Source organism: Cellulophaga lytica DSM 7489 (assembly GCF_000190595.1).
Taxonomy (GTDB): domain Bacteria; phylum Bacteroidota; class Bacteroidia; order Flavobacteriales; family Flavobacteriaceae; genus Cellulophaga; species Cellulophaga lytica.
In genome coordinates this window covers 1,455,181-1,468,782 of record NC_015167.1, presented here as the reverse complement: position 1 = coordinate 1,468,782, position 13,602 = coordinate 1,455,181, and the positions used below count along the sequence as shown (strand labels likewise).

At 31.4% G+C, this 13,602-nt stretch carries 11 protein-coding genes; 7 read left to right on the top strand and 4 right to left on the bottom strand.

The genetic code is table 11. The features are described 5' to 3' along the window. Positions 1-44: 44 nt before the first annotated feature. Entirely contained in the window at positions 45-2,255 is a 2,211-nt protein-coding gene (locus CELLY_RS06545) for a SulP family inorganic anion transporter (protein ID WP_013620875.1), read from the bottom strand. Continuing rightward, a complete protein-coding gene (locus CELLY_RS06540; protein ID WP_013620874.1) occupies positions 2,236-3,114 on the bottom strand; it encodes a universal stress protein in 879 nt (292 codons plus the stop codon). Before CELLY_RS06540 ends, CELLY_RS06545 begins: the two co-directional genes overlap by 20 nt. Positions 3,115-3,217: 103 nt before the next feature. On the opposite strand from CELLY_RS06540, the gene CELLY_RS06535 reads away from it, so the two are divergent. The 4 genes from CELLY_RS06535 to CELLY_RS06520 all read left to right on the top strand — a co-directional run bounded on the left by CELLY_RS06535 (position 3,218) and on the right by CELLY_RS06520 (position 9,085). Further along, positions 3,218-5,071, top strand: a complete 1,854-nt coding sequence (locus CELLY_RS06535) for a cation:proton antiporter (protein ID WP_013620873.1) — start codon at positions 3,218-3,220, stop codon at positions 5,069-5,071. Positions 5,072-5,252: 181 nt separating this feature from the next. Then, positions 5,253-7,607, top strand: a complete 2,355-nt coding sequence (locus CELLY_RS06530) for a TonB-dependent receptor (RefSeq protein WP_013620872.1) — start codon at positions 5,253-5,255, stop codon at positions 7,605-7,607. A gap of 15 nt (positions 7,608-7,622) precedes the next feature. Then, positions 7,623-8,633, top strand: a complete 1,011-nt coding sequence (locus CELLY_RS06525) for a sensor histidine kinase (RefSeq protein ID WP_013620871.1) — start codon at positions 7,623-7,625, stop codon at positions 8,631-8,633. A gap of 5 nt (positions 8,634-8,638) precedes the next feature. Beyond that, the gene (locus CELLY_RS06520; RefSeq protein ID WP_052306519.1) at positions 8,639-9,085 is read left to right on the top strand and encodes a LytR/AlgR family response regulator transcription factor; all 447 of its coding nucleotides are present in this window, start codon (positions 8,639-8,641) and stop codon (positions 9,083-9,085) included. On the opposite strand, the gene CELLY_RS17285 is transcribed toward CELLY_RS06520, so the two are convergent. Further along, on the bottom strand, positions 9,066-9,200 hold the full coding sequence (locus tag CELLY_RS17285; protein WP_280505698.1) for a hypothetical protein: 135 nt from the start codon (positions 9,198-9,200) through the stop codon (positions 9,066-9,068). The genes CELLY_RS06520 and CELLY_RS17285 overlap by 20 nt on opposite strands. Between CELLY_RS17285 and CELLY_RS16895 the strand changes: the two genes are divergently transcribed. Beyond that, positions 9,136-9,402, top strand: a complete 267-nt coding sequence (locus tag CELLY_RS16895) for a LytTR family DNA-binding domain-containing protein (RefSeq protein WP_244847104.1) — start codon at positions 9,136-9,138, stop codon at positions 9,400-9,402. The two genes, CELLY_RS17285 and CELLY_RS16895, sit on opposite strands and share 65 nt — an antisense overlap. Before the next feature lie 53 nt (positions 9,403-9,455). On the opposite strand, the gene lepA is transcribed toward CELLY_RS16895, so the two are convergent. After that, entirely contained in the window at positions 9,456-11,252 is a 1,797-nt protein-coding gene (lepA, locus tag CELLY_RS06515) for a translation elongation factor 4 (RefSeq protein ID WP_013620870.1), read from the bottom strand. A 301-nt stretch (positions 11,253-11,553) separates the two neighbouring features. Between lepA and CELLY_RS06510 the strand changes: the two genes are divergently transcribed. Together CELLY_RS06510 and dusB are read left to right on the top strand one after the other, a co-directional pair. Continuing rightward, positions 11,554-12,384, top strand: a complete 831-nt coding sequence (locus tag CELLY_RS06510) for an OmpA/MotB family protein (protein ID WP_013620869.1) — start codon at positions 11,554-11,556, stop codon at positions 12,382-12,384. Between the two features lie 189 nt (positions 12,385-12,573). Beyond that, entirely contained in the window at positions 12,574-13,566 is a 993-nt protein-coding gene (gene dusB, locus CELLY_RS06505; protein WP_013620868.1) for a tRNA dihydrouridine synthase DusB, read from the top strand. Positions 13,567-13,602: the final 36 nt, after the last annotated feature.

The following is a 13,602-nucleotide window of genomic DNA, read 5'->3' as shown; positions in this document are numbered from 1 at the left end:
TTAGGTAAACTAAAATGTTTATAATGCGCTAAATTATGTTAACATTATTGTAAAATTTGATGCAATTGCTTGCCAAAATATAGCATTGCTTTTACTTCTTGTACACTTAATAATCGTTCTTTTTTAATAATTAGTAGAGCAGATCCGTTACACTCTATGTGGTAATAAGGATTACTTTCTAAAAATAGAATAAGTTCATCTGTAAATAACTGTTGTATTTGCTTTGGTTTTTCTCCACTAAGGTAAAACCTACGATTAAAATCTGGATGATTTTCTATATTTAACTCTTTAAAGCCAGCTAAGCTATACAAGTACTTTATAAGACCTTCTTTATCTAAAGTAAAAACAGGTACTTCTCTATCTAATTTTATGTGTAAAACGGTTGTTTTTATTACTTCTCTTGCTATAAATGCACCTTCAGTAAACTCTACATCCATAAGAGCAACTTTATTGTTTTTTGCTTTAAGTTGATTATAAAAATAGCGTATTTCTCTACTTTTAAAGAAAACAAAATTTGTTAAAAAATCTGCATTTTTATTTTTCTCTGGTATGTAGTCCCATTTAAAATTTGAAGCTGTATTTTTTAGTAACAACTGCCTTTTAGTAAGGTTGCCCTCTACAGGAGTTAATTTTGTAGCAAACGGAAGAATTTTACGTATTGCAAATGGGTGTGCAGAGTCGGTACCATGTTTATCTAGTCCAATAAGCTCAATGCTACCCCCTTTTTTACTAAAGGTATCTACATAGCCCTCTAAACCTTCCATAACAGTATGATCTACAAAATTACACATAGAAAAATCTAAAACCACAATATTATCTTCTGGTATGGCATCTAGTTTGTTTTTTAGTTTGTAAAAATTTAAAAAGCTACAAAAGTATTTTACACTAATATAAAAGTTACCACCGTCTGGCTCTTTATACATTAGTATGTTAGGTTTTAGTAAGTTACTAAAAAACAGCGTAAAACTTTTGTTAAGTATAATATGTATAATAAACGTTATTAAAATACCAGCGCTAATACCTGTAATTAAATTTGTAAATAGTGTTGTTAAAAGGGTAACTAAAAATATAATTATTTGCTCTTTACCAATTTTAGCAATTTTTTGAAGTGTTTTTGGTGTAGCAAGCTTATAACCTGTATAAACTAATATAGCTGCAAGTGCAGCTAAAGGTATTTTACGTAATTGCTCTTGAAAAAGAAGTACAAATGCCGTTAAAAAAAATGCCTGAAAGAAATTGGCAGACCTGTTTGTTGCCCCGTTATTAACGTTTACAGAGCTACGTGCAATTACTGTTACAACATTTATACCGCCTAAAAACCCACTTGCAATAGAGGCTACACCTAAAGCCTTTAAATCTCTATTAACATTAGAGCGCCTATTTAATGTATCTAACTTATCTACAGCTTTTATACTAAGTAAAGACTCTATACTTGCTATTAAGGTAATAGAAAAAACAGCTATAATGAAGTTAGGTTGGTATACTTTTGAAAAATCTGGGAATGCCAAATTAGAGGTAACATCTGCAGGTATTTTTACTAAAAAATCTTCGGTTAAGGGGTAATTAACACCTATACCAGCCAATACATAGCTTAAACTTACAACCAATACAATTATCCACATAGGAGCAGGTATTAATTGAAAATATTTGTTTCTTATTTTGGCATAAAAAACCATTATTAACAAACTAATTACGCCAATGGCAGCTGCGGCTAAAATACTACTATTTGTTGTTAACCATAGGTTTTGTATTGCAAACGGAAACTTTAGTACTAATGGAACAATATTACCGCTAACATTATTATTACCTAACATAATATGAAACTGTTTAGATAAAATACCAATACCAATAGCAGCTAGCATACCTTCTATAGCAGATGCAGGAAAAAAATCTGCCAATCTGCCCATTTTTAAAAAGCCAAGCAAAATCATAACAAATCCAGAAACAATAATAGCAGCAAGTGTAAATAAATATCCTTGGTATAAATTGCCTTCACCTAACGTATAAATTGCACTTAATAAAACAATTACCATACCATTACCTGGTCCAGTAATTGTAACATTAGAGCCACCTAAAATAGAAACTATAAAACCACCTACAATGGCAGCAATAACACCAGAAATTGGAGGTGCTTCACTGGCAAGTGCCAAACCTAACCCTAAGGGTAATGCTATTAATGAAACTACAAAGCCAGAAAAAATATTCTTTGGTAGTGCGCTTACAAACGTTTTTGTTTTATTTGTTTTCGGAGTCAAATCGATTACGTATTATAAATAAATCTGTTGGTAAATCAGATAAAATATATTCTATATCATGCGGAAAAATACGATCTAAAATTCCTGTTTTAGACGGAGCATTCATTACCAATAAATCTGCCCTAACAATTTCTGCATAATGGCCAATAGAGTAGCCTCTTTTGCCAAAAATACCTTGGTTTTTTACTTTTATTCCTTCTTTACAAGCATCAGGAATATCTTTTACAATTTCTCTAACCCTTTGTTCTTCTCGGTGTTTTAATCGCTCTTTAACAATATTTGCTTTTTTCAGTGTTTTATCATCCTGTACACTTACCTGAATATTTTTTTGCAAAATTTCTTCTACAATTGTTAGCTGTGGTGCACCAAGTGCGTTAGCAATATAAAAAGCAGCATTTATAGTAAGTGGCGTATCCGGCGCATCTAAGCCGTTTACAACAATGCTTTTACAGGGTATACGTTCTTTAGAAGGCTTAATAAGTAGCAGTACAGAACAGCAAACTTTACGTGTTAATTTACGCGCAATAGAACCTACATAAAATTGATATATTTTTTCTTTTTGTAAAGCTCCAATAATTAACAAATCTATGTTGCTAGTTTTACAAGCAGTAGTAATAACAGTAATAGGATCACCTTTTTCCCATTTTACTTCTATATCTAAATTTTTGTATGCTGTTTGGTTTAAGATAGTTGTAATTTTTGCTTCTTTTTCTGGTGTTTTAGCACCTACATGAAGCAATATTAATTTAGCCTTAAAAAAATGAGCAATTCTGGTAGTCTCCAAAATATTTATCTCTAATTTTGGAGAAAAAGCAAATCCAAAAAGAATCGTTTTAAAAGGACGATTTTTATATATCATAAGCTAAATTTAGCCCAAGATAGCACAATTATATAACAAAACTTATTTGCAGGTTAAAATTGCTTTTTAAAATTAAAATGCTATTTTTCAAAAAAAATAAATTATGCTGGAATTAGCCGGAATTATAATACTAGGAATACTAGCGCAGTGGTTTGCTTGGAAATTAAAATTACCTGCAATTTTACCCTTAATTTTAATAGGGTTAATAGTGGGGCCAATATCCACACTTTTTACAGAAGACAGCAGTAAAATTATAGAGCCAATTTGGAACGGAAAAACAGGACTTTTTCCTGGTGATAGTTTGTATTACTTTGTGTCTCTTGCAATTAGTATTATTTTGTTTGAAGGTGGTTTAACTTTAAAACGATCAGAGATTAAAAATATAGGTCCTGTAATCTCTAAGTTAATAACTATAGGTTCTGTGGTTACGTTTTTTGGTGCAGGTATTGCTGCTCATTATATTTTAGGGTTAAGTTGGTCTATTTCATTTTTATTTTCAGGATTAATTATAGTAACTGGTCCAACGGTTATAACTCCAATTTTAAGAAACATACCTTTAAAAAAAGATATTTCTGCAGTTCTTAAATGGGAAGGTATTTTAATAGATCCTATTGGTGCTTTAGTTGCCGTTTTGGTATATGAGTTTATTAGTGTTGGTGGTGGTGGAGACTTTACCTTTACTGCTTTAATAGAGTTTGGTAAAATACTTTTATTTGGTACTACTTTTGGTTTTACGTTTGCACACGGTTTAACAGCAGCAGTAAAACGTAATTTTATACCTCATTATTTGCTTAATGTAGTATCATTATCTGTAGTATTACTTGTATTTGTAATGTCTGATGTTTTTGCACATGAATCTGGTTTACTAGCCGTAGTGGTAATGGGGATGGTAATGGGTAACACAGACTTACCTAATATTAAGGAGTTACTTTACTTTAAAGAATCTTTAAGTGTACTACTAATATCTATTTTATTTATATTGTTATCTGCTAACATAAACATAGCAGATTTAGAACTTATTTTTAACTGGGGTACTTTAATTCTTTTTGCAGTTATTGTATTTGTTGTACGGCCGCTTGGTGTATTTTTAAGCACAAGAGGATCTAATCTTCAACTAAAAGAAAAATTATTTATAAGTTGGGTTGGTCCAAGAGGTATTGTAGCAGCTGGTATAGCATCGTTATTTGGTTCTAAATTATTTTCTAAGGGTGTCCCTGGGGCAGATTATATTACTCCTTTGGTTTTTGTTATTGTATTAGGTACGGTTTTACTTAATGCAACCACAGCAAGAATGTTTGCCAAACTTGTTGGTGTTTTCTTAAAAAGATCTGAAGGTATTTTAATTATAGGAGCCTCTAAATTGTCTAGGTTAATAGCCCAATATTTAAAAGAACACAACAGGCATGTAGTATTAATAGACAATAACCAAACTAATATTAGCAAAGCAAAAAAATTAGGTATAGATGCTATTAGTGCCAATATTTATTCAGACTCTTTAACAGATAATATAGAGTTGAGTGATATGGGTTACGTTATGGCATTAACAGCAAACTCAGACATTAACAACTTTGCAGTAAAAAAGTTTGAAAAGCAATTTGGAGAAAACGGTTCATTTAGACTGGTAAATACAGATGAAATGAACGATCCACAAAACAACCCTAAAGAAGGTTTGTTTTCTCATACAGATGATTTTATTAAGTTAATGGAGGCTGCACGTAAATATCCATCAATACATGAAATAAAACTAAAAGACCAAACCCATTATGAAGGTTTAATTGAAATTACCAAGGCAGATGAAAGTATAATACCTATATTTTTAAAATCTCCAGATGGTGAGTTGCACATTATACCATCGTTTAGTAAATCTTTTACAGATATTACAGAAGGGTATGAGCTTGTTTATTTAGGTAAAATGTTAGATGTAGATAAACACGCAGATATTACTGAAGAAGAATAAAAAGTACATATTTTTTTAAAACAAAGGCTTTCTGTTACAGAAAGCCTTTGTTGTTTATGCAAGTTACAATTGGTCACTAAAAAAATAGGGTTTAACCTTATTTTATCCCAACTTATCAGAAAATAGTTTCTGTAATATATTAGTTATTATACATTTATGGCATCAATCATAATCAACAGTCATGAAAACATTAACAAAAACTATTTTTATTTTATTACTAGGCATACTAAGTGTCCAGGCACAAAACACAATCTCTGGTACTATTACAGAGAACACAGTACCTTTAGAATATGCAAACGTAATTTTATACAACCAATCTTCTAAAGAGGTTGTAAAAGGTACAATATCAAACAAAAAAGGGATATACACGTTTAACAGTGTTAAAAATGGCAGTTATTATTTAGAGGTTTCTATGCTTGGTTTTAAAACTAAAACATCTAAAGCATTTACATTAACAGCAGACAAATTTTTTGACTTTGAACTACAAGAAGAAGCAGAATCTTTAAACGAGGTTGTTGTTAAAAGTAAAAGACCAGTTATTAGGCAAACAGCAGAAAAGCTTATTGTAGATTTAGAAAATTCAGAAATGTTAAATTCTAACTTACAAGATGTAATGAAACGTGTACCTGGTATAATTGTTAGCAATAATGGTATAAGCTACGCAGGCCAAAGCAATATTAGAATATTAATTAATGGTAAAACTACAGATTATATGGATATGAACACTTTGCTGCGCGATATGCCTGCAGATAACATAGCCAAAGTAGAAATGATAGAGCAACCTGGTGCCGAGTTTGATGCTGCTGGTTCTGGACCAATATTAAATATTATTTTAAAGAAAAATGTAAAGCTTGGTACACACGGTACTATTGTTGGCTGGGTAGGTGAAGATGAAGGTGTAGAATATGGTACAAGCGCATCTATTGGTAGTTATATAAACAAACTAAATTGGCAGGCAAGTGCAGGGTATTCTAGTCCTACCTGGAGAGAAGATTTGTTTATTAAAAGAACCGTAGAAGACGCCACATATGACCAAGCTACAATAGAACCTTATAACCCGCAAAGTTTAAGGGCTAGTGCTAGTTTAGATTATTACATTACAGATGAACACAGCATTGGTGTTGGTGTTAGAAACATTACTACAGACTCTGACCGTAACTCTAAAAGTAGCAACATAATTACTACTGCTAATACTACAGATTATTTACTATCACAAAATAGTTTTAACAGAGATCAAACAGTATTTAATGTTAATCCATATTACGAGTATAAAACAGAAACACAAAAACTAACAGCAGATTTTAATTTTGTAGACTATACTAATGATAATATTAATACAATATCTTCATTAGAGGGCAGCACTGTACCCTATACAAATCAACGTTATTTACAAGACGGAGAATATCAAATAAAAACATATAAGATAGATTATTCTAAACAGTTTACAGAAGACTTTAAACTAAGTTTAGGTAGTAAATATGCAGATGTTGACACAGATAGTGATTTAATGTCTTTTAGTGAAGATACTAATGGTGAATTTGTTTTTGATGAAGATGCTAGTAATCGGTTTTTAGTAGAAGAAAATATTTTTGCAGTGTATTCTAAACTAAATATTACAAGCGGAGATTGGTCTTTTTCTGGAGGTTTACGTTTTGAAGATAGTAACACAAAAGGAACCTCTAGCACCACAAATGAAAGTAGAGAACGTAAAATATCTAAACTGTTCCCTAGTGCATCTGTAAGTAAAAAACTAAACGAAAACTTAAGTGCTAACGTGGCTTATAGTTACCGTATTAGTAGACCAAGTTACAGTACATTAAACTCATTTGTAACGTATTATGATCCGTTATCATCAGACGTTGGTAATGAAAACTTAAAACCATCATTTACAAATAATTATCAATTTAATTTAACTTTTGATGGGCAGCCATTTTTTACCATTGCTTACAACGGTACTAAAGATGCAATGTTTCAATACATATCTCAAAACACAGAGACAGCAGAAATTAGTAGAACTACAATTAATTTAACAGAAAAAGAAAACTGGAATTTTAGGTTGTTTGGGCCTTTAAGCTTTATAAAGGGTGTAGATGGTTTTACGGGTTTTATTGTAAATTACAACAAATTAAAGTCTGCACCAGATAACCTAAATTTAGACAAATGGAGCCTTATTTGGTTTACACAAGCTAGTTATGAGCTTCCTTGGGAAATTAATGCAGAAATAAGCGGTAACTACGGTACTGGTGCATTAGATGGTGGTATGGATGTAGACTGGTTTGCTGGTTTAGATTTATCCTTAGGTAAAACTTTTTTAGATGATAGGTTAAAGGTAAATTTTGGATTAAATAAAATACTAAACAGAGGTTTTGTTGGTAAAATTAATTACAACAACCTTAATGCAGATGTAGAAAGTAACGAGTCTAGAAGAAATGTACAATTAAGAGTATCTTACAGTTTTGGATCTAGATATGGTAAGCAGAAAAATAGAGAAAACTCATCCAAAGAAGAACAAAACAGAATTGATGATAATAACTAATACACCAACTGTTTAATGAACAAGAAAATAAACAAATCAGATATACTACTTATGGTAGTTTATTTTATAGTTTCTTTTTCTTTGCAAGGACGAGAATATTATAAAAACGACTCTATGCTTAGGGAATATCTTATAGATTTTCCAGTAGATTTAATTACCATCTGTGGTATTATTTTCTTGTTTGTTTTTTGGCTAATACCAAAGTTTGTAAAAGAAAAAAAGTATGTGCTTTTTGCTTTCTTGGGTATACTTATCTTGGTTGTTTTAACGGGAATTCAAAATGTAGTTGGCTTCTGGACAGGAGATAATGATTGGAGTAAGTTTCCAAAGGGTTTAGATTTTGTTATAGAAATGATAGACAGAGGTAGTTTACAAACCGCTTTTCCTTTTGCATTATTGCTTACTAAAAAGTTCTATGAAGGGCAAAACCAATTGTTAAAGTTTGAAAAACAACAAAAAGAAAACGAGCTTAAACTATTACGTTCACAAATAGATCCTCATTTTTTATTTAACAACTTAAATACATTAGATTCTTTAATAGATAGTGATACTCAAAGAGCAAAAGAATACATAAATCGTTTGTCATTAATATACAGGTATTTAATAAAAACAAAAGATGCAGAAGTGATGGAGTTGTCTGAAGAAATTCAACTTGCAGAAAACTATATGTTTCTAATAAAAACGCGCTTTGGTAACGATTACGATTTTAAAATTGAAAAAGAAACAACTATAAACGATAAATTTATACCCACAGGAGCTATACAAGCTTTGTTAGAGAATGTTGTAAAGCATAACAAACCTAGTGCAGGTGTTAGTATAAAAACAGTAATTTGTGTGGAGGAAAACGCTTTAAAAGTAAGTAATACTAAATCTAGTATAATACCTAAAAACGAATCTTTTGGTATAGGTATAGATAATTTAAAAGCTCGATATAAATTACTATCTGATAAAGAGGTAATTATTATAAATACGGATAAAGAATTTTCGGTTTCTATTCCGGTAATTAAATTAATTGAAGATAATTAAAGTAGATGAAAATTTTAATTTTAGAAGATGAAATACCAGCTTTTCAAAAATTAGTTTCTTTTGTTAAAGACTATTTTAATGATGAGGTTGGGTATGACTGGGCAAGGTCTAATGCAGAAGGTAAACTTTTTTTAGAGAGTAATGCATATGATATTATTTTGTCTGACATTCAGCTTTTAGATGGTGTATCTTTTGATCTCTATAATGAGGTTAATATAGATGCCCCAATTATATTTTGCTCTGCGCATGACGAGTATCTTTTTCAGGCATTTAATACAAATGGTATTGCTTATATTTTAAAACCATACACGCAGTTAGATTTTAAAAAGGCGCTAGAAAAATACCAAGCATTATTTAATAAAGGAGACTATAACTCGCTATCTACCAAACACTTACAAACCTTAAAATTGCGTTACAAGAAGAACATAACAACTATAAAACAAGATTTGTAATAAAAAAAGCAAACGGTATACAGCTGTTAAGTGTTTCAGAAATTAGTACAATAGAAGCTTCAGGAGATTTTTGTGTTGCTACAGATGCAAAAGGAAAAAGGCATACTATTTCCATTAATTTGGGAACCATACACCAGCAGTTACATCCAAAAAAGTTTTTTAAAATAAACCGAAGTGAAATAATTAGTATAGACTATATAGACAATATAGAAAGTCATTTTAAAAATCGCTTACTACTAAAAATGGTTGGTGTAAAAGATAAAGTAATGACTAGCACATCTTCCACATCAGAGTTTAGAAAGTGGCTAGAGAAGTAAAACAAAAAACCTTCATTTTTTAATGAAGGTTTTTATATATAAAGTAATAGGTATTAATCGTTAAGTTTTAATACCGCCATAAACGCCTCTTGTGGTACCTCTACGTTACCAACCTGGCGCATACGTTTTTTACCTTTTTTCTGTTTTTCTAAAAGTTTACGTTTTCTAGATATATCACCACCATAACATTTTGCAGTAACATCTTTACGTAATGCTTTTGTTGTTTCTCTAGAAATAATTTTTGCTCCAATAGCCGCTTGTATAGGAATATCAAACTGTTGTCTTGGAATTAATTCTTTTAATTTTTCACACATTTTTTTACCAATATGTACAGCATTATCTGCGTGTATTAAGGCAGATAAGGCATCTACTGGTTGTGCATTTAATAAAATATCTACACGTACTAATTTAGAGGTACGCATACCAATTGGCGTATAATCAAAAGAAGCATATCCTTTAGAAACCGTTTTTAATCTATCATAAAAATCAAAAACAATTTCAGCAAGTGGCATATCAAAAGACAGCTCTACACGCTCTGGTGTTAAATACGTTTGGTTTGTAATTTGTCCACGTTTTTCTATACACAAAGACATTACATTACCCACAAAGTCTGATTTTGTAATTATGGTTGCCTTTATGTAAGGTTCCTCTACACGGTCTATGCTAGATGGGTCTGGCAAATCTGTAGGGTTATTAACAATAACCGGAGTATCTGGGTCTTTACGCGTAAATGCGTAGTAACTAACGTTAGGTACTGTAGTAATAACCGTCATGTTAAACTCGCGCTCCAAACGTTCTTGTATAATCTCCATATGTAACATTCCTAAAAATCCACAACGGAAACCAAAACCAAGAGCAGCACTACTTTCTGGTGCAAATACTAAAGAGGCATCATTTAATTGCAATTTTTCCATAGAAGAACGCAATTCTTCAAACTCATCTGTATCTACTGGGTAAATACCAGCAAATACCATAGGTTTTACATCCTCAAAACCATCAATAGGGTTTATAGTTGGGTTGGCAGAATCTGTAATAGTATCACCAACTTTAACCTCACGCGCATCTTTAATGCCCGTAATTAAGTAACCCACATCACCAGCTTTTACACTTTGTTTAATAACTTGGTTTAGTTTTAAGGTACCAACTTCATCTGCAAAGTAACTTTTATCTGTAGCTACAAATTTTATTTTTTGTCCTTTTTTAATTTCACCGTTAATAACTCTAAAATATGTTTCTACACCTCTAAAAGGGTTGTAAACAGAGTCAAAAACTAAGGCTTGTAAAGGTTCGTCTACATTACCAACTGGTGCAGGAATACGTTCTATTACAGCAGCCAAAATATTATCTACACCAAAACCAGTTTTACCACTTGCGTGTATAACATCTTCTGGAGCACAACCTAAAAGTTCTACAATATCATCTGTAACTTCTTCAGGGTTTGCACTAGGTAAATCTACTTTATTAAGAACCGGAATTATTTCTAAGTCGTTTTCTAAAGCAAGATATAAGTTAGATATGGTTTGTGCTTGTATACTTTGTGCAGCATCTACAATTAATAAAGCACCTTCACAAGCAGCAATAGATCTAGACACCTCGTAACTAAAATCTACGTGGCCAGGAGTATCTATTAAATTTAAAATAAATTTTTCTCCTTTGTATTCAAAGTCCATTTGTATGGCGTGCGATTTTATGGTAATACCACGTTCTCGCTCCAAGTCCATACTATCTAAAAGTTGATCTTGTTTTTCACGATCTGTTACAGAACCAGTATAGTCTAAAAGTCTATCTGCTAGGGTACTTTTACCGTGATCTATGTGTGCAATAATGCAAAAATTTCGAATATTCTTCATATATAGTACTAAAGTAGCTGCAAATATAGTTTATATTTTACAGGTTATAAGGGTCTAATTTTAAAGCACATCTAAAATTAATTACAATTTTTAATTATAAACCATATAAAATGTGTTAGTTCTTCTTTTTCGATGCTGATTTTACACTGTTTTAACGCAATGGTTTTAAATTTAACAGCAACTTTTGTTAAAAAATTTAGATTTTAAGTGCTTTATTATCAGTCATTAAGATAAGAATTTTTAAAATAAAAAATCTATTTTAATCTTATCTACGTATCTATTGCAGAACAAAACATAAATTATGAAGAAAATATCATTAGCATTAACTGCGGTAGTTTTATTAGGATCATGTGTTTCAAAAAAGAAATATGTAGAATTACAACAAGCTCACGGTGAAACTAAAAGTCAATTAACCAAGACTGCAGTAGAAAAAGAAGAGTTAGAAGCTAAGTTTGCTAAAATAGAAGCAAGAGTTGCTGATTATAATTCTAAAATAAATGCATTAACTGAAGATAACGATGCAAAATTAATTTCTGCAGATGGTGCAGTTATTAGTAATAACGTTAAAGCTAAAATGCGCGAGACGTTAAAAAATGTTAGTCCAGAACAATTAATGGGTGCTAAAACACTTAAAGATTCTATGAACTTGGCATTGTCTCACAACTTAAAAAAATCTATTGGTACAAATAGCTTAAATGAAGATGAAGATATTGCAATTGATATTGATGATACAGTTGTTATGATTTCTATATCTGATAAGTTATTATTTAACACTGCTAGCTACAATGTAAGCAACAAAGCAGACGCTATTTTACAAAAATTAGCAGACGTTATTAACTCTGAGCCTAGTATAGAGGTTATGGTAGAAGGGCATACAGATTCTAGATCTATAAGCACTCCTAAAGTAACAGATAACTGGGATTTAAGTGTATTAAGAGCAACATCTATTGTACGTAAGTTACAAACTAAATATAACGTAGCTCCAGAAAAATTAATTGCATCTGGTAGAAGTAGTTATGTTCCTTTAGCGTCTAACGATACTAAAGAAGATAGAGCTAAAAATAGAAGAACACGTATTGTAATCTTACCTAACATAGATAAGTTTTTTGCACTAATGGCTTCTAACGAATAAGCAATAACACTAGCTAACAACTATAATTATTAAAGCGGATTTCCTTAACTGGATTTCCGTTTTTTTTATGTTTAAAAACTACCAATGGTATATACTCCTAAGACGTAAGGTTATTAATTTCTAAAGATATAGGGTTAAGATAGAATGTTTTCTGTTTTTTAGGTAACGGATATGTTGTAAATTTGCCAAATGCCAAAAATAGGAGACATACAGTTACCAGAATTTCCGTTGTTGTTAGCACCAATGGAAGATGTAAGCGACCCACCATTTAGAGCTTTGTGCAAAGAACAGGGCGCAGATGTGGTGTATACAGAGTTTATTTCATCAGAAGGTTTAATTCGTGATGCAGCTAAAAGCGTTATGAAATTAGATATTTATGAGAAAGAACGACCTGTAGGTATACAAATTTTTGGCGCAAACTTAGATTCTATGTTACGCTCTGTAGAGATTGTAGAAAAATCTAACCCAGATATTATAGATATTAACTTTGGTTGTCCTGTAAAAAAGGTAGTAAGCAAAGGTGCTGGTGCTGGTATTTTAAAAGACATAGATTTAATGGTTAAGCTTACCGATGCAATGGTAAAGCACACTAAATTACCTGTTACAGTAAAGACTCGTTTGGGTTGGGATACAGATTCTATTAAAATTGTTGAGGTTGCAGAACGTTTACAAGATGTTGGCTGTGCAGCAATAGCTATACACGGCAGAACACGTGTGCAAATGTATAAAGGTAATGCAGATTGGAAACCAATTGCTCAGGTTAAAAATAACCAACGTATGCATATTCCTGTTTTTGGTAATGGTGATGTAGACTCTCCAGAAGCTGCTGTAAAAATGAGAGATGAATATGGTTTAGATGGCGCAATGATTGGTAGAGCAAGTATTGGCTACCCTTGGTTTTTTAATGAGGTTAAACACTTTATAAAAACAGGAGAACACAAAGCACCACCAACAATGCAAGAGCGCGTAGAAGCTGCCCGTAGACATCTACAAATGGCAATAGATTGGAAAGGTGAAAAGCTAGGTGTTTTTGAAACCCGTAGGCATTATACCAACTACTTTAAAGGAATACCAGATTTTAAACAGTACCGTATGAAAATGGTAACTAGTGACGATTCTGTAGATGTTTTTGCTGCTTTTGATGAGGTTTTAGATAAGTTTGGTGATCACCAGTTTTCTTAATCCAAAGCATTAAATAATTGGCACTTTTAATTGTTT